The 16,486-nt window shown below is 58.8% G+C and carries 12 protein-coding genes; 2 read left to right on the top strand and 10 right to left on the bottom strand.

Features of this window, described 5'->3' with window-relative positions; translation table 11 throughout:
- Positions 1-152: 152 nt before the first annotated feature.
- The 7 genes from lpdA to sdhC all read right to left on the bottom strand — a co-directional run bounded on the left by lpdA (position 153) and on the right by sdhC (position 9,280).
- The gene (lpdA, locus tag LQ249_RS10275) at positions 153-1,589 is read right to left on the bottom strand and encodes a dihydrolipoyl dehydrogenase (protein ID WP_046384196.1); all 1,437 of its coding nucleotides are present in this window, start codon (positions 1,587-1,589) and stop codon (positions 153-155) included.
- A 101-nt stretch (positions 1,590-1,690) separates the two neighbouring features.
- Complete coding sequence (gene odhB, locus LQ249_RS10270; protein WP_017846768.1) at positions 1,691-2,914, bottom strand: 2-oxoglutarate dehydrogenase complex dihydrolipoyllysine-residue succinyltransferase; 1,224 nt, start codon at positions 2,912-2,914, stop codon at positions 1,691-1,693.
- Between the two features lie 44 nt (positions 2,915-2,958).
- A complete protein-coding gene (locus LQ249_RS10265; protein WP_046384197.1) occupies positions 2,959-5,790 on the bottom strand; it encodes a 2-oxoglutarate dehydrogenase E1 component in 2,832 nt (943 codons plus the stop codon).
- Between the two features lie 261 nt (positions 5,791-6,051).
- On the bottom strand, positions 6,052-6,756 hold the full coding sequence (locus LQ249_RS10260) for a succinate dehydrogenase iron-sulfur subunit (protein WP_017846766.1): 705 nt from the start codon (positions 6,754-6,756) through the stop codon (positions 6,052-6,054).
- 11 nt (positions 6,757-6,767) lie between these two features.
- Positions 6,768-8,540 carry a succinate dehydrogenase flavoprotein subunit gene (sdhA, locus tag LQ249_RS10255; protein WP_017846765.1) on the bottom strand — a complete coding sequence of 591 codons (1,773 nt, stop codon included), beginning with the start codon at positions 8,538-8,540 and terminating at the stop codon, positions 6,768-6,770.
- 3 nt (positions 8,541-8,543) lie between these two features.
- A complete protein-coding gene (sdhD, locus tag LQ249_RS10250; RefSeq protein ID WP_017846764.1) occupies positions 8,544-8,912 on the bottom strand; it encodes a succinate dehydrogenase, hydrophobic membrane anchor protein in 369 nt (122 codons plus the stop codon).
- Positions 8,906-9,280 (bottom strand): succinate dehydrogenase, cytochrome b556 subunit, encoded by a 375-nt coding sequence (gene sdhC, locus LQ249_RS10245; protein WP_017846763.1) that lies wholly within the window; start codon positions 9,278-9,280, stop codon positions 8,906-8,908. Before sdhC ends, sdhD begins: the two co-directional genes overlap by 7 nt.
- Before the next feature lie 363 nt (positions 9,281-9,643).
- On the opposite strand from sdhC, the gene gltA reads away from it, so the two are divergent.
- Positions 9,644-10,933: a citrate synthase gene (gene gltA, locus LQ249_RS10240; RefSeq protein ID WP_017846762.1), complete on the top strand. Its 1,290-nt coding sequence runs from the start codon at positions 9,644-9,646 to the stop codon at positions 10,931-10,933.
- Positions 10,934-11,462: 529 nt separating this feature from the next.
- Here gltA and LQ249_RS10235 read toward each other — a convergent pair.
- The 3 genes from LQ249_RS10235 to LQ249_RS10225 all read right to left on the bottom strand — a co-directional run bounded on the left by LQ249_RS10235 (position 11,463) and on the right by LQ249_RS10225 (position 14,543).
- Positions 11,463-13,121 (bottom strand): cation acetate symporter, encoded by a 1,659-nt coding sequence (locus LQ249_RS10235; protein WP_128192191.1) that lies wholly within the window; start codon positions 13,119-13,121, stop codon positions 11,463-11,465.
- Positions 13,118-13,429 carry a DUF485 domain-containing protein gene (locus tag LQ249_RS10230; protein ID WP_017846760.1) on the bottom strand — a complete coding sequence of 104 codons (312 nt, stop codon included), beginning with the start codon at positions 13,427-13,429 and terminating at the stop codon, positions 13,118-13,120. Before LQ249_RS10230 ends, LQ249_RS10235 begins: the two co-directional genes overlap by 4 nt.
- Before the next feature lie 262 nt (positions 13,430-13,691).
- Positions 13,692-14,543: a glycine betaine ABC transporter substrate-binding protein gene (locus tag LQ249_RS10225; RefSeq protein ID WP_057003706.1), complete on the bottom strand. Its 852-nt coding sequence runs from the start codon at positions 14,541-14,543 to the stop codon at positions 13,692-13,694.
- Between the two features lie 331 nt (positions 14,544-14,874).
- Between LQ249_RS10225 and LQ249_RS10220 the strand changes: the two genes are divergently transcribed.
- Positions 14,875-16,428, top strand: a complete 1,554-nt coding sequence (locus LQ249_RS10220; RefSeq protein ID WP_177030009.1) for a glycoside hydrolase family 17 protein — start codon at positions 14,875-14,877, stop codon at positions 16,426-16,428.
- Positions 16,429-16,486: the final 58 nt, after the last annotated feature.

Here is a 16,486-nt window from a genome sequence, read left to right as displayed (position 1 = left end):
GAGTGCCGCGCCACCTGTGACTGCTGCTTACGCAACTTGCCGGACTCAAGCCCGGTCAAGCTGCGCAAGACTGCGTCCAGCGGATATTCCGCGGTGAGTCTTGCGCGCAAGGCTCACGACGGGCAACCGCCGTGGTTTCTTATTATCTCGTTTTAGCGCTTCTTCTTGTTCGCGATGTGAATGGCATGACCATTCACTGCCAGCGCGGCTTCGTGCAATGCTTCGGACAGGGTCGGATGGGAGAAAACCATCATGCCGATGTCCTCGGCACTGGTGCCGAATTCCATACCGATTGCGCCCTGCTGGACCAGTTCTGCTGCGCCTGGGCCAATCACATGGACGCCCAATACGCGGTCAGTCTTGGCATCAGCGATGACTTTGACAAAACCACCGGTGTCGTTGGCTGCCATGGCACGACCAGAAGCAGCGAACGGGAAGGTGCCGACGTTAACTTCAACGCCTTCAGCTTTCAACTGCTGTTCGTTCTTGCCGACCCATGCAATTTCCGGGTGGGTATAGATAACCGATGGGACCAGGTCGTAGTTCATCTGGGTTTTGTGGCCCTTGATGCGCTCGACAACCATGATGCCTTCTTCGGAAGCCTTGTGCGCCAGCATCATGCCGCGAACCACGTCACCAATGGCGTAGACGCCTGGAACGGTGGTAGCGCAGTGATCGTCAACGTGGATGAAACCACGCTCGTCGATGTTCACGCCGCTGTCGGCTGCCAGCAGGTCGGTGGTCACTGGACGGCGACCAACGGCTACGATCAGCTTGTCGAAGGTGATGGTCTGTTCGCCATCCTTGTCGGTGTAGGTCACGACTACTTCTTCGCCGTTGACCTTCGAGCCGGTCACGCGAGCGCCCAGCTTGATGTCCAGACCCTGTTTGGTCAGGGTTTTCAGGGCTTCCTTGGACACTGCGGTGTCAGCAGCCAGCAGGAACGTGTCCAGGGCTTCGAGCACAGTGACCTGGGAACCCAGGCGGGACCAGACCGAACCCAGTTCCAGGCCGATCACGCCAGCGCCGATCACGCCCAGACGCTTGGGAACTGCTTGGAATTCCAGGGCGCCGGTCGAATCAACGATGACTTTCTGGTCAACAGGTGCTGGTGGAATGTCGATCGGACGCGAACCTGGAGCCAGGATCACGTTTTCGGCTTCGATGATTTCGACCGAACCGTCCGGCTTGGTGATTTCAACTTTCTTGCCGGCCAGCAGCTTGCCGTGGCCTTGCAGGGAAGTTACGCCGTTGGCCTTGAACAGGGTGGCAACGCCGGAGGTCAGGCCTTTGACGATGTTGGCTTTACGGCCAACCATCGCGGGTACGTCCATGGTCACGCCAGCGTGGCTGATGCCGTGGATGGCAAAACCGCTTTGCGCTTCGTGGAATTTCCAGGAGCTGTCCAGCAGCGCCTTGGAAGGAATGCAACCAACGTTCAGGCAAGTACCGCCCAGTGCCAGTTTGCCTTCCTTGTCGGTGTATTTTTCGATGCAAGCAGTCGAGAGGCCCAGTTGTGCGGCCTTGATAGCGGCAACATAGCCGCCAGGACCTGCACCAATCACTACAACGTCAAATTTCTGCGACATGAAAATAGTTCCTCTATTTAGCAGCAAGCTGTCAAGCCGCAGGCCCCAAGCCCGACTGCCGTATCCGGCAGCCTGTCACTTGAGGCCCGCAGCTGCTTCTATCAGATATCCAGCAGCAGACGAGCTGGGTCTTCCAGCAGGTTCTTGATGGTCACCAGGAAAGTCACGGCTTCTTTACCATCGATCAGGCGGTGATCGTAAGACAGCGCCAGGTACATCATCGGACGGATCACGACTTGGCCGTTGATGGCCATCGGACGCTGGATGATGTTGTGCATGCCCAGGATCGCAGCTTGCGGCGGGTTGACGATCGGAGTCGACATCATCGAACCGAAGGTACCACCGTTGGTGATGGTGAAGGTGCCGCCGGTCATCTCGTCGATGGTCAGCTTGCCGTCACGGGCTTTCTTGCCGAAGCCGGCGATGCCGCCTTCGATTTCAGCCAGGCTCATCAGCTCGGCGTTACGCAGAACCGGAACCACCAGGCCGCGGTCGCTGGACACGGCAACGCCGACGTCTGCATAACCATGGTAAACGATGTCGCTGCCGTCGATGGAAGCGTTGACTGCCGGGAAGCGTTTCAGCGCTTCGGTGGCCGCTTTCACGAAGAACGACATGAAGCCCAGGCGCACGCCGTTGTGGCTCTTCTCGAACAGGTCCTTGTACTTCGAACGCAGGGCCATGACTTCGGTCATGTCGACTTCGTTGAAGGTGGTCAGCATCGCCATGTTCGACTGTGCTTCAACCAGACGCTTGGCCACGGTGGCACGCACGCGGGTCATGGGCACGCGCTTCTCGGTGCGGTCGCCAGCGGCGAACACAGGAGCAGCGGCAGCAGGTGCTGCAGCCTTGGCAGGTGCGGCAGCTGGAGCGTTTTTCTTGGCTTCAACGGCAGCAACCACGTCTTCCTTGGTCACACGGCCGTCTTTGCCGGTGCCTTTGATGGAAGCCAGGTTGATGCCGTTCTCTTCGGCCAGCTGACGAGCAGCCGGTGCGGCGATTGGATCTTCGCCACCCGCCGCCGGAGCGGCAGCTGGAGCAGAAGCAGCAACAGCCGGTGCAGCGGCAGCCGGAGCGGCAGCAGCGCTGCCCGCTTCGATCGAGCCCAGTACCTGGTTGGACAGGACGGTATCGCCTTCGTTGGCAATGATCGCGCCCAACACGCCGTCAGCTTCAGCCAACACTTCCAGAACGACTTTGTCGGTCTCGATGTCGACGATCAGTTCGTCACGCTTTACAGCCTCGCCTGGTTTCTTGTGCCAAGTGGCAATGGTGCCATCGGCAACCGATTCCGGGAATGTCGGGGCTTTGATTTCGATAGCCATTATCTGTGGGTCCTTAAAATTCGGTTTCAGTCAGCGCGAAGGCGTTAAACAGTGAAAGCATCTTGCAGGAGTTTTTCCTGCTGCTCGGCGTGCATCGATGCATAACCACAGGCAGGCGCGGCAGAAGCATCGCGACCGGCGTATTCCAGGCCCAGGGCCTTGTTGTGGTTACCAATGCTGCGACGCAGATGATGCTGGCTGCTGTACCAGGCGCCCTGGTTCATCGGTTCTTCCTGACACCACACTACATGAGTGAGGTTGGTGTAAGGCGCGATGATCTCCATGAGGTCATCTTCCGGGAACGGGTAAAGCTGCTCGATACGCACGATGGCGATGTCTTCGCGGCCTTCGGCACGGCGTTTTTCCAGCAAATCGTAGTAGACCTTGCCGCTGCACAGGATCAGGCGAGTGACCTTGGCCGCGTCCAGTGTATCGATTTCTGGAATAACGGTCTGGAACGAGCCTTCCGCCAGATCTTCCAGGGTCGAGATGGCCAATTTATGACGCAACAGCGATTTCGGCGTCAGCACTACCAGCGGCTTGCGCAGCGGGCGAATGACCTGGCGACGCAGCAAGTGGTAGATCTGGGCCGGGGTAGTCGGCACGCACACCTGGATGTTGTGCTCGGCGCACAGCTGCAGGTAACGCTCCAGACGGGCCGAGGAGTGCTCCGGACCCTGACCTTCATAACCGTGTGGCAGCAGCATGGTCAGACCGCACAGACGGCCCCACTTGTGCTCGCCGCTGGTGATGAACTGGTCGATAACCACCTGGGCACCGTTGGCGAAGTCGCCGAACTGGGCTTCCCAGATCACCAGCGCGTTAGGCGTGGTGGTCGAGTAACCGTATTCGAACGCCAGTACGGCTTCTTCGGACAGGAACGAATCGTACAGGTCGAAACGTGGCTGGCCTTCGTACAGGTGTTGCAGCGGGATGTAGGTGCCTGCGTCTTTCTGGTTGTGCAGAACCGCGTGACGGTGCGAGAACGTACCACGGCCGATGTCCTGGCCGGTCATGCGGATCGGGTGACCTTCGAACGCCAGGGTCGCATACGCCATGGTTTCGGCGTAACCCCAGTTGATCGGCAGGCCGCCGGCTTGCATCTTCTGACGGTCTTCGTAGATCTTCGCGACCTGGCGCTGTACGACGAAGCCGTCAGGAATTTCCAGCAGCTTGGCAGACAGTTCCTGCAGAGTCTTCAGATCGAACGACGTATCGTGACGCGCAGTCCAGGCGTGGCCCAGGTACGGACGCCAGTCGACGAACAGCTCTTTGTTCGGCTCTTTGACCAGGCTTTTTACAACATGCAGACCGTTGTCCAACGCGTTGCGGTATTCGTCGACTTTCGCCTGAACACGCGCTTCGTCAACCACACCGGCCTTGGTCAGGCTTTCGGCGTACAGCTCACGGGTGGTGCGCTGCTTGGTGATCTGCTGGTACATCAACGGCTGGGTGCCGCTTGGTTCGTCCGCTTCGTTGTGACCGCGACGGCGGTAGCAAACCAGGTCGATCACCACGTCACGCTTGAACTGCATGCGGTAGTCGACAGCCAGTTGGGTCACGAACAGCACGGCTTCCGGATCATCACCATTCACATGGAGGATCGGCGCCTGGATCATCTTGGCAACGTCGGTGGCGTACTCGGTGGAACGCGCGTCCAACGGGTTGCTGATGGTGAAGCCCACCTGGTTGTTGATGACGATGTGAACGGTACCGCCGGTCTTGAAGCCGCGGGTCTGCGACATCTGGAAGGTTTCCAGGACCACGCCTTGACCGGCGAATGCCGCGTCGCCGTGGATGGAAATCGGCAGAACCTTCTCACCGGTCGCGTCGTTACGACGATCCTGGCGAGCGCGCACCGAACCCTCGACCACTGGAGAAACGATTTCCAGGTGGGACGGGTTGAAGGCCATGGCCAGGTGAACTTCACCGCCGGTGGTCATCACGTTCGACGAGAAGCCCTGGTGGTATTTAACGTCACCGGAACCCAGCTCGACCTTTTTCTTGCCTTCGAACTCGTCGAACAAGTCGCGCGGGTTCTTGCCGAAGGTGTTGACCAGCACGTTGAGACGGCCACGGTGGGCCATGCCGATCACGATTTCCTTGGTGCCGTAGGAGCCGGAACGCTGGATCAGCTCGTCGAGCATCGGAATCAGGCTCTCGCCGCCTTCCAGGCCGAAACGCTTGGTGCCCGGGTATTTGGTGCCCAGGTATTTTTCGAGGCCTTCGGCTGCGGTCACGCGCTCAAGCAGGTGGCTGCGCACATCGGCAGACAACACCGGACGGCCACGCACGCCTTCCAGGCGATGCTGGAACCAGTGACGCTGTTCGGAGTCGGTGATGTGCGTGAACTCAGCGCCAATGGTGCGGCAATATGTCTGCTGCAACGCTTCGTGAATTTCGCGTAGGCTCGCTTCCTCTTTGCCGATGAACAGGTCTCCGGCACGGAAGGTCGTATCAAGATCGGCATTGGTCAAGCCGTAATGATTGATCGACAGGTCTGCAGGTGCAGGACGCTTCCAGAGCCCCAGCGGGTCGAGCTGGGCCGCCTGGTGGCCGCGCATACGGTAGGCCTGGATCAGTCGCAGTACTTCAACTTGCTTCTTCTCATGCTCACTGCTCACGCTTCCGGCGGAAACCGGTTGGGCGCGGCGCTGGTTCTTTGCCAGCAGCACGAACTGATCGCGAATTGTTGCGTGCGATACATCGGTGGCAGCGTTGCCGTCTGAAGACAACGTCTGAAATTTGGTGCGCCATTCTTCTGGCACAGCGTTAGGGTCGTGCAGGTAGAGCTCATAAAGCTCTTCCACATAGGCAGCGTTACCACCTGAAAGATAGCCGCTGTTCCACATGCGCTGCATCACGCTTTCTTGCATGCTTGGTCACCCTCGATTTGGGGACACCACCGGCGGCGACACCGAGTTTGCTTGCAAAAGGCCAAGTGCAGCGACCAAAACAAGCCACTTAGGATCACGCTGATAGTTCGGGTACCAACCCGAATGCCCCTGCTTGTCTCATTTCTTCAAAATAAGAGCCGCGGCTTTGTAAGTCGCTGCTCAAGTTAAGACTACGGCGCCGGTTGAAGCCTGCGCCGTAGCATTTACGGGCACAACGGTCCTGCTTTGCTACAACGTCAATTACACGCCGCTTTGCAGCAGCATGTTACGGATGTGACCAATGGCCTTAGTCGGGTTCAGGCCTTTAGGACATACGTTGACGCAGTTCATGATCCCGCGGCAGCGGAATACGCTGAACGGGTCATCCAGTGAAGCCAGACGCTCGGAGGTCTGGGTGTCACGGCTGTCTGCCAGGAAGCGATATGCTTGCAGCAGAGCAGCCGGGCCCAGGAATTTGTCCGGGTTCCACCAGAAGGACGGGCACGACGTCGAGCAGCAAGCGCACAGGATGCACTCGTACAGACCGTCGAGCTTCTCGCGCTCTTCCGGGGACTGCAGACGCTCGATGGCCGGAGCCGGCGTATCGTTCTGCAGGAATGGCTTAACCTTCTCGTATTGCTTGTAGAAGATGCTCATATCGACGACCAGGTCACGGATAACCGGCAAACCTGGCAGAGGACGAATGATCAGCTTGTTGCCTTTGACCACGGCGGACAGCGGCGTGATGCACGCCAGGCCGTTCTTGCCGTTGATGTTCATGCCGTCGGAGCCGCAAACACCTTCACGGCAAGAGCGACGATAGGAGAACCCTTCGTCCTGCTCTTTGATCAGGGCCAGCACATCCAGCACCATCAAGTCTTTACCACCGGTATTGACCTGGAATTCCTGCATGAACGGCGCAGCGTCCCGATCAGGGTTGTAGCGATACACACTGACTTTCAACATGGCAGCCACCCTTAGTAAGTCCGAATTTTCGGTTCAAACATCGGAACCGTCTTCGGCGAGAAGTTAACGGCACGCTTGGTGACGCGCTTTTCACCCGGGAAGTAGAGGGTGTGGCACAGCCAGTTTTCATCGTCACGGTCTTCGTAGTCTTCACGAGCGTGAGCACCGCGGGACTCTTTACGAACCTCGGCGGCAATCGCAGTCGCTTCAGCCACTTCCAACAGGTTTTGCAGCTCAAGGGCTTCGATACGAGCGGTGTTGAACGCCTGGCTCTTATCGTTGATCTTGACGTTGGCGATGCGCTTGCGCAGGTCAGCCAGCAGGGCAATACCCTTCTGCATGTATTCGCCGGTACGGAATACACCGAAGTAGTTCTGCATGCAGCTTTGCAGCTCGCGACGCAGGGTAGCCACGTCTTCGCCTTCGGTACGCTCGTTCAGAGCGGACAGACGCGCCAGGGCAGCTTCGATGTTGGCGTCGGTAGCGTCATCGTATTCGATGCCGTCGGTCAGCGCCTTTTCCAGGTGCAGGCCGGCAGCGCGGCCGAAGACCACCAGGTCGAGCAGCGAGTTGCCGCCCAAACGGTTGGCGCCGTGTACCGATACGCAAGCCACTTCGCCCACCGCGAACAGACCATGAATGATCTCGTCCACGCCGTCGGCATTCTGGGTGATTGCCTGGCCATGGATGTTGGTCGGCACGCCGCCCATCATGTAGTGGCAAGTCGGAACAACCGGAACCGGAGCAACCACCGGGTCAACGTGCGCGAAGGTTTTGGACAGTTCGCAGATACCTGGCAGGCGGCTGTGCAGCACTTCCTCGCCGAGGTGATCGAGCTTGAGCAGCACGTGGTCGCCGTTCGGGCCACAGCCGTTGCCGGCAATGATTTCCTTGACCATGGAACGGGCTACAACGTCACGACCGGCAAGGTCTTTCGCGTTCGGAGCATAACGCTCCATGAAACGCTCACCGTGCTTGTTGATCAGGTAGCCACCTTCACCACGGCAACCTTCGGTGACGAGTACACCGGCGCCGGCGATGCCGGTTGGGTGGAACTGCCACATTTCAATGTCTTGCACCGGCACGCCGGCACGCAGCGCCATGCCAACGCCGTCGCCGGTGTTGATCAATGCGTTGGTGGTCGAGGCGTAGATACGACCTGCACCGCCAGTCGCCAGAACGGTAGCCTTGGCGCGGATGTAGGTGGTTTCACCGGTTTCGATGCAGATAGCGATCACGCCGACGAATGCGCCGTCCTGGTTTTTTACCAGGTCAACCGCGTAGTACTCGTTCAGGAACGTGGTGCCGGCTTTCAGGTTGCCCTGATACAGGGTGTGCAGCAGCGCGTGACCGGTACGGTCGGACGCGGCGCAAGTACGGGCAGCCTGGCCGCCTTTACCGTAATCCTTCGACTGACCGCCGAATGGACGCTGGTAGATACGACCTTGCTCGGTACGCGAGAACGGCAGACCCATGTGGTCCAGCTCGAACACGGCGGCCGGGCCTTCCTGACACATGTATTCGATAGCGTCCTGGTCACCGATATAGTCGGAACCCTTGACGGTATCGTACATGTGCCAGCGCCAGTCATCGTTCGGGTCGGCGGAGGCGATGGCGCAGGTGATGCCACCCTGGGCCGATACGGTGTGGGAACGCGTCGGGAACACCTTGGTGATCACGGCAGTCTTGTGACCACCCTGAGCCAGTTGCAGCGCTGCGCGCATGCCGGCGCCGCCGCCACCAATGATGATGGCGTCGAAGGAAATAGTTGGAATGTTAGCCATGGATCAGATACCCCAAAGAATCTGCACACCCCAGACGAAGTAAGCGAACATCGCGACGCCGCATACTGCCTGGAAGAGAAACCGTACTGCTGTCGCAGACTTGCCCAGCGCCATCGGCGTCAGGTAGTCGGTCGAAATGGTCCACATGCCGACCCAGGCGTGAGCGCCCAGGGCTACAAGGGCCAGCAGACTGAAGATTCGCATCGCATTGTGGGAAAACAGGCCATGCCATTGCTCATAGCCGATGCCCGGATTGGCGACGAGGTATCCGATCAGGAAAATGAAATAAGCCGCGAGAACGACCGCAGACACACGCTGTGCCATCCAGTCATAGAGGCCCGAACGCGACAGATTCGTTACGCTGGTTACCATATCCAAACTCCTGCCAGAACGATCAGCGCCACGGAAACGGCGATGACGATTTTCGAGCCCAGGCGGCCGCCTTCCAGCGTCTCACCGATGCCCATATCCATGATCAAGTGGCGCACGCCGGCTACCAAGTGATACAGCAGAGCGGACAAGAGGCCCCATGCTACGAACTTGGCCAGCGGACTGGTCAAGCATGCCTTCACCTCGGCATAACCTTCCTCGGAACCCAGGGATTTGCTCAATGCATAAAGCATGAAGCCCAGGCCCAGGAAGAGGATGATGCCGGAAACACGGTGCAGGAACGACGTAACGCCGGTGATGGGGAGTTTGATGGTCCTTAGGTCTAGGTTTACAGGTCGTTGGCTATTCACGGCTTTTTTTCACACTGAAGAGCCCCTAACAATCAGGGCAAAGTTGTTGGGGAGCGGACTGGTCAGGTAACACCACCCAGGGAGTGCGACCCCCAATGAAAGCAAGCCCAAAAGCCCTTGGCGGTCGGTGGCCGAGTATAGACAGTTAGGTTACTAATGACAACGCGCTGACCTCACCCTAATAGCGCATTGCGTTGGCAGGATAAAAGGCGTAAATGGCGGTAAATTTCGAGGAAAAAGTCCGGTTAAAGCCTTCTGGGGCAAGACTTTAGGCAAATTGACATCTGAATTTATCTCACTATAGTGGTGCGGGCCCTGCGTGGGGGGTCTGTCTGATGATTTGAAGCATAAATAGGAGGCCACATGGCTGACAAAAAAGCGCAGTTGATCATCGAGGGCGCAGCCCCCGTCGAGCTGCCCATTTTAACCGGCACCGTTGGTCCTGATGTTATCGACGTACGGGGCCTGACGGCCACGGGCCGTTTCACTTTCGACCCAGGTTTCATGTCGACCGCCTCATGCGAGTCGAAGATTACCTATATTGATGGCGATAATGGCATTTTGCTGCATCGGGGCTACCCGATCGAGCAACTGGCTGAGAAATCGGACTACCTGGAAACCTGCTATCTGCTACTAAATGGCGAGTTGCCAACCGCCGAGCAGAAAGCCCAGTTTGTCAGTACTGTAAAGAACCACACCATGGTTCACGAGCAGTTGAAGACGTTCTTCAACGGCTTCCGTCGCGACGCCCATCCGATGGCCGTCATGTGCGGCGTGGTCGGCGCCCTGTCGGCCTTCTATCACGACTCCCTCGACATCAATAACCCGCAGCATCGCGAAATCTCCGCGATCCGCCTGGTTGCCAAGATGCCGACCCTGGCCGCAATGGTTTACAAGTACTCCATGGGGCAACCCATGATGTACCCGCGCAACGACCTGACTTACGCGGAAAACTTCCTGCACATGATGTTCAACACCCCGTGCGAGATCAAACCGATCAGCCCGGTGCTCGCCAAGGCAATGGACCGGATCTTCATCCTCCATGCCGACCACGAGCAGAACGCCTCCACCTCTACCGTGCGTCTGGCCGGCTCTTCGGGTGCCAACCCGTTCGCCTGTATCGCCGCCGGTATCGCCGCGCTGTGGGGCCCTGCCCACGGCGGTGCGAACGAAGCCGTATTGACCATGCTCGATGAAATCGGCGATGTCTCGAACATCGACAAATACATCGCCAAGGCCAAGGACAAGAACGATCCGTTCAAGTTGATGGGCTTCGGTCACCGGGTCTACAAGAACCGCGACCCGCGCGCCACCGTCATGAAGAAAACCTGCGACGAAGTGTTGAGGGAACTGGGCATCAAGAACGATCCGCAACTCGAACTGGCCATGCGCCTGGAAGAGATCGCTCTGACCGACCCGTACTTCATCGAGCGCTCGCTGTACCCGAACGTCGACTTCTACTCGGGGATCATCCTCAAGGCGATCGGCATTCCAACCAGCATGTTCACCGTGATCTTCGCCCTGGCGCGGACCGTGGGCTGGATCTCCCACTGGAAAGAAATGCTCTCCAGCCCGTACAAGATTGGCCGCCCGCGCCAGCTGTACACCGGCTACGAGTCGCGTGACATTACCAAGTTGGAAGATCGCAAGTAAGCATCTGACCGACGCGCAATAAAAAAGCGGCCTCCTTCATGGAGGCCGTTTTTATTTGTGCAGGAACCAAGAAACTGTTTTGTCTGAAATTCAGCTATCGGGAGCAAGCCCCCTCCCACATCCGACTGCATTCCAAGATAGATACCCGGTCGAATGTGGGAGGGAGCTTGCTCCCGATGACACTAGCCCAGTCAACACAAAACCCCAGCCTATCGACCGGGACACGTCCTATTAAGCCCCCCAAACCTGACCGACTACCCACCTTGGAATGCAACCAACTGTGGGAGGGGGCTTGCCCCCGATAGCAATGGCCCAGCCACCACAAAACTCCAGCCAAAAAAATGCCCCAGCCTATCGACCGGGGCATTTCCTATTAAGCCCCCCAAACCTGACCAACTACCCACCTTGGAATGCAATCAACTGTGGGAGGGGGCTTACCCCCGATAGCAATGGCCCAGACACCACAAAACTCCAGCCAAAAAAAATGCCCCAGCCTATCGACCGGGGCATTTCCTATTAAGCTACAACCTTAGTGAGAAACCGCCCCACTCGCCCCCAGGCCAGTCTGCGAACGCACAAACTGCGGGAAGTACAGTGCCCGTTCCTTGACTGCCGCCGCCGACTTGTCGGTGATGGAGAAGAACCAGATGCTGACGAACGCGATGAACATCGAGAACAGCGCAGGGTACTCATACGGGAAGATGGCTTTTTCGTGATGCAGGATTGACACCCAGATGGTCGGCCCCAGGACCATCAGGCCCACGGCACTGACCAACCCGAGCCAGCCGCCAATCATTGCGCCACGGGTGGTGAGGTTTTTCCAGTACATGGAAAGCAGCAACACCGGGAAGTTACAGCTGGCAGCGATAGAGAACGCCAGGCCGACCATGAACGCAATGTTCTGGCTTTCAAACAGGATACCCAGACCGATTGCCAGCACCGCCAAGGCGATAGTGGTGATCTTCGAGACGCGAATCTCCTCTTTGTCGTTGGCCTTGCCTTTCTTGATCACGCTGGCATACAGGTCATGGGACACCGCCGAAGCACCGGCCAGGGTCAAGCCCGCAACCACCGCGAGGATGGTGGCAAACGCCACAGCCGAGATGAAGCCCAGGAAGATACTGCCACCCACCGCGTTGGCCAGGTGAACCGCCGCCATGTTGTTACCACCGAGCAAGGCGCCTGCAGCATCCTTGAACGCCGGGTTGGTGCTGACCAGCAGGATCGCGCCGAAACCGATGATGAAGGTCAGGATGTAGAAGTAGCCGATGAAACCAGTGGCGTACAACACGCTCTTGCGCGCTTCCTTGGCGTCGCTCACGGTGAAGAAGCGCATCAGGATGTGCGGCAGGCCGGCGGTACCGAACATCAGTGCCAGGGCCAGGGAGAACGCGGAGACCGGATCTTTCACCAAACCGCCAGGGCTCATGATCGCTTCACCTTTAGGGTGAACCTTGATCGCCTCGGAAAACAGCGTGCTGAAGTCGAAGTTGACGTGCTTCATCACCATGACTGCCATGAACGTGGCGCCGGACAGCAGCAACACAGCCTTGATGATCTGCACCCAGGTGGTCGCCAGCATGCCGCCGAACAGCACGTACAGGCACATCAGGACACCCACCATGATCACCGCTACGTGGTAATCAAGGCCGAACAACAGCTGGATCAACTTGCCCGCGCCTACCATCTGCGCGATCAGGTAGAACGCCACCACCACCAGCGAACCGCAAGCCGACAGGCTACGGATCTGGGTTTGCCCGAGGCGGTAGGACGCCACGTCGGCAAAGGTGTATTTGCCCAGGTTACGCAGGCGCTCGGCAATCAGGAACAGAATGATCGGCCAGCCCACCAGGAAGCCGATCGAGTAGATCAGGCCGTCGTAGCCGGAGGTGTATACCAGTGCGGAAATACCCAGGAAGGACGCGGCCGACATATAGTCGCCGGCAATCGCCAGGCCGTTCTGGAAACCGGTGATCTTGCCGCCGGCCGCATAGTAGTCGGCCGCCGAGTTGTTGCGCTTGGACGCCCAGTAGGTAATGCACAACGTCGCGCCGACAAAGACCACGAACATCAGGATCGCTGGAATATTCAGCGGTTGTTTTTGCACTTCACCGGTCAACGCCTCCCCCGCCCATATAGCAGGCGCGAAGACCGAAGCACCCAGTACAGCGAATAGACGACGGATCATTGCGCAGCCTCCTTGAGAATCGCATTGTTCAGATCGTCGAATTCGCCGTTGGCGCGTCGCACGTAGATCGCAGTGAGGACAAAGGCCGATAGAATCAGCCCGACACCGATAGGGATTCCCCAGGTGATGGACGAAGTGGAGCTGATCTTAGCCCCCAGCAATTGTGGCCCGTAGGCAATCAACAGGATGAATCCGGAGTAAAGCCCTAGCATGATCGCCGAGAGAATCCAGGCGAACCTTTCCCTTTTTCTAACCAGCTCCTTGAAGCGCGGGCTGTTTTGAATCGAGAGGTAAATGCTGTCGTTCATTGTTTTTATCCTCGCAGCACAGCTTTGTTATTATTGAAACAATAGCCACTGTATGCGGCTACGGGGCAGGTTCCAGACGACCTTAGTATTAGAGGGAGTGTAGCGAGGGTTTGCGAGGGCGCAGAAACATTTGCGGGCGGCGAAAATAATAATGTGGGAGGGGGCTTGCCCCCGATTGCGGTGTGTCAGTCGCTGATGATCTGACTGATCCATCGCAATCGGGGGCAAGCCCCCTCCCACAAGGGGTTACATCAAAGGGGGGTTACTTGGCGAGCCACTCGGCAACCCGCTCAGGGTGCTTGGCAACCCAGTCCTTGGCGGCTGCATCGGGCTTGGCGCCCTCCTGGATGGCGAGCATGACTTCACCGATTTCGTCCTTGGAAGCCCATTGGAATTTCTTCAGGAACGCCGCGACTTCCGGGGCTTTCTTCTCCAGGCCCTTGCTACCAATGCTGTTGACGGTTTCAGCAGCGCCATAGATCCCTTTTGGATCGTCCAGGAACCGCAGTTTCCACTTGGCGAACATCCAGTGCGGCACCCACCCGGTGACTGCAATGGATTCCTGCTTGTCTTCGGCGCGGGTCAGTTCGGCGATCATCGCGGCACCGGAGCTGGCTTGCAGCTTGTAGTCCAGGCCATAGGCCTTGATCGCTTCGTCGGTCTTGAGCATCACGCCTGAACCGGCGTCGATACCGACGATCTTGTTCTTGAAGGTGGTGTCGGTCTTGAGGTCTTCGATGGACTTGGCCTTGACGTACTCCGGCACGATCAGGCCGATCTTCGCATCCTTGAAGTTGGGGCCGTAGTCGACCACCTTGTCCTTGTTCTTGGCCCAGTATTCACCGTGGGTCACGGGTAGCCAGGCAGAGAGCATGGCGTCGAGCTTGCCGGTGGCAACACCCTGCCACATGATCCCGGTGGCGACCGCTTGCAACTTGACGTCATAACCGAGCTTTGCCTTGATCACCTCTGCCGCCACATGAGTGGTGGCAACGCTGTCGGACCAACCGTCCACGTAGCCGATGCTCAGGGTTTTGCTGTCGGCGCTGGCCAGTGTGGAGCTCATCGCAACTACCAGAGTGGCAACTGCGCCCAAGAGTCGTCGCATCTTCATCGTACTTCCCCGAAAGTGCTGCGCCCGACGGATGTCGAGCGACGTCAACCTGTTGTTATGTGGTGCGCCACGCCCCCTTCACGCGCATCGATCCGGCGGCAACGACATCAGTGGAGTGCTGATACTTCGATCATCAACCTGCCGGGGCCTTTGTCCTGCTCTGTCAGCGACCTCAGGTAAGCAAGAAACGACATCACATCGCCAGCTAGCGCTGTTATGGGACGCTCACCTCATACCCCGCCCGAACTTTGCATGTCTAAATCATGCAGCCCCACTGGGACGCGACAAATCCGGGTAAGATGCGCGCCTTTGCTCCCCAGATAAGCCGACCATGCCCGCAACTGCCCGCTTCCCTGCCCTGCCCTATTTATTCGCCTTGATCCTCGGCCTGCTTGCGCTGGTCGGGTACTGGTATGGCCTCGGCCGGCCAGTGGTGCTGCCGGACGTGGCCAGCGCCAGCCACAAACTGCAATGCGCCTCCTACACACCGTTCGACAAGGACCAATCACCGTTCGACCAGCCGTTCAAGCTGCGCCCCGAGCGCATGGACGCCGACCTGGCCCTGCTGGCCACCCGCTTCGAATGCATCCGCACCTACTCCATGACCGGCCTGGAAGCCTTGCCGGACCTGGCGCGCAAGCATGGGCTGAAACTGATGATCGGCGCCTGGGTCAACGGCAACCCGGTCGACACCGAAAAAGAAGTCGACGCCTTGATCGCCTCGGCCAACGCCAACGCCGACGTGGTGACTTCGGTGATCGTCGGTAACGAAACCCTGCTGCGCAAGGAAGTCACGGCCGCACAGTTGGTGAAGCTGATCCATAAGGTCAAAAGCCAGATCAAGCAGCCGGTCACGTATGCCGACGTCTGGGAGTTCTGGCTGCAACACCCGGAAATTGCCCCGGCGGTGGATTTCCTGACCATCCACTTGCTGCCGTACTGGGAAGACGCCCCCTCGGGAATCGACCAGGCGCTCAAGCATGTCGGTGACGTGCGCCAGACCTTCGGCAATAAATTCGCGCCCAAGGACGTAATGATCGGCGAGACCGGCTGGCCCAGCGAAGGCCGCCAGCGTGAAACCGCGGTGCCGAGCCGGGTCAATGAGGCCAAGTTCATGCGCGGTTTCGTGGCCATGGCCGAAGCCAATGGCTGGCACTACAACCTGATCGAAGCCTTCGACCAGCCGTGGAAGCGTGCCAGTGAAGGCGCTGTCGGCGGCTACTGGGGCTTGTTCGATGCCGATCGCCAGGACAAAGGCATCCTCGCAGGCCCAGTGACCAACGTACCGTACTGGCCACTGTGGCTGGGAGTCGGTGGACTCATCCTGCTGGGCACCCTGGCGCTCGGCGGGCGAGTGCGCAGCGTGCGCGCCGCCTGGCTGCTGCCGCTGCTCGGGGCCGTCGCCGCCTGTTCCATCGGCACCTGGGCCGAACTGACCCGCGTAACCGCACGCTTCAATGATGAATGGGTGTGGGCGGGGCTGCTGGTCGCGTTGAACCTGCTGGTACTGGCACATGCGGCCCTGGCCTTGAGCAGCCGCGAGGGTTGGCGCGAGCGGGCGTTCAACTGGCTGGAGCCGCGCGCGGGCTGGCTGGTGGCAATCGCCGGGTTCGCTGGCGCGGTGATGATGCTGGCGCTGGTGTTTGACCCGCGCTACCGCAGCTTCCCAAGTGCGGCGCTGGTGCTGCCTGCACTGGTCTATCTGATTCGCCCGGTGACCGGGCCACGGCGGGAAATTGCCCTACTGGCCTTTATCATCGGTGCCGGCATTGCGCCGCAGCTGTTCCGCGAAGGTCTGTTGAACCAGCAGGCGTGGAGTTGGGCGCTGGTCAGTGGGTTGATGGTTGTGGCTTTGTGGCGGTGCTTGCGGATGCGCAAGGCTTAAGAGTGCCATCGGGGGCAAGCCCCTCCCACATTTGGAATGCGTTCCCATGTGGAAGGGG

This window comes from Pseudomonas sp. 7-41, assembly GCF_021233075.1.
Classification (GTDB): Bacteria; Pseudomonadota; Gammaproteobacteria; order Pseudomonadales; family Pseudomonadaceae; genus Aquipseudomonas; species Aquipseudomonas veronii.
Note: the sequence above shows the minus strand (reverse complement) of the source record. Positions and strands in the feature narration are given on the sequence as shown.

Excerpts from the sequence above, each read along its gene's own strand:
- lpdA (WP_046384196.1), bottom strand. The coding sequence starts at position 1,589 with ATGTCGCAGAAATTTGACGTTGTAGTGATTGGTGCAGGTCCTGGCGGC.
- odhB (WP_017846768.1), bottom strand. The coding sequence starts at position 2,914 with ATGGCTATCGAAATCAAAGCCCCGACATTCCCGGAATCGGTTGCCGAT.
- LQ249_RS10265 (WP_046384197.1), bottom strand. The coding sequence starts at position 5,790 with ATGCAAGAAAGCGTGATGCAGCGCATGTGGAACAGCGGCTATCTTTCA.
- LQ249_RS10260 (WP_017846766.1), bottom strand. The coding sequence starts at position 6,756 with ATGTTGAAAGTCAGTGTGTATCGCTACAACCCTGATCGGGACGCTGCG.
- sdhA (WP_017846765.1), bottom strand. The coding sequence starts at position 8,540 with ATGGCTAACATTCCAACTATTTCCTTCGACGCCATCATCATTGGTGGC.
- sdhD (WP_017846764.1), bottom strand. The coding sequence starts at position 8,912 with ATGGTAACCAGCGTAACGAATCTGTCGCGTTCGGGCCTCTATGACTGG.
- gltA (WP_017846762.1), top strand. The coding sequence starts at position 9,644 with ATGGCTGACAAAAAAGCGCAGTTGATCATCGAGGGCGCAGCCCCCGTC.
- LQ249_RS10235 (WP_128192191.1), bottom strand. The coding sequence starts at position 13,121 with ATGATCCGTCGTCTATTCGCTGTACTGGGTGCTTCGGTCTTCGCGCCT.
- LQ249_RS10230 (WP_017846760.1), bottom strand. The coding sequence starts at position 13,429 with ATGAACGACAGCATTTACCTCTCGATTCAAAACAGCCCGCGCTTCAAG.
- LQ249_RS10225 (WP_057003706.1), bottom strand. The coding sequence starts at position 14,543 with ATGAAGATGCGACGACTCTTGGGCGCAGTTGCCACTCTGGTAGTTGCG.
- LQ249_RS10220 (WP_177030009.1), top strand. The coding sequence starts at position 14,875 with ATGCCCGCAACTGCCCGCTTCCCTGCCCTGCCCTATTTATTCGCCTTG.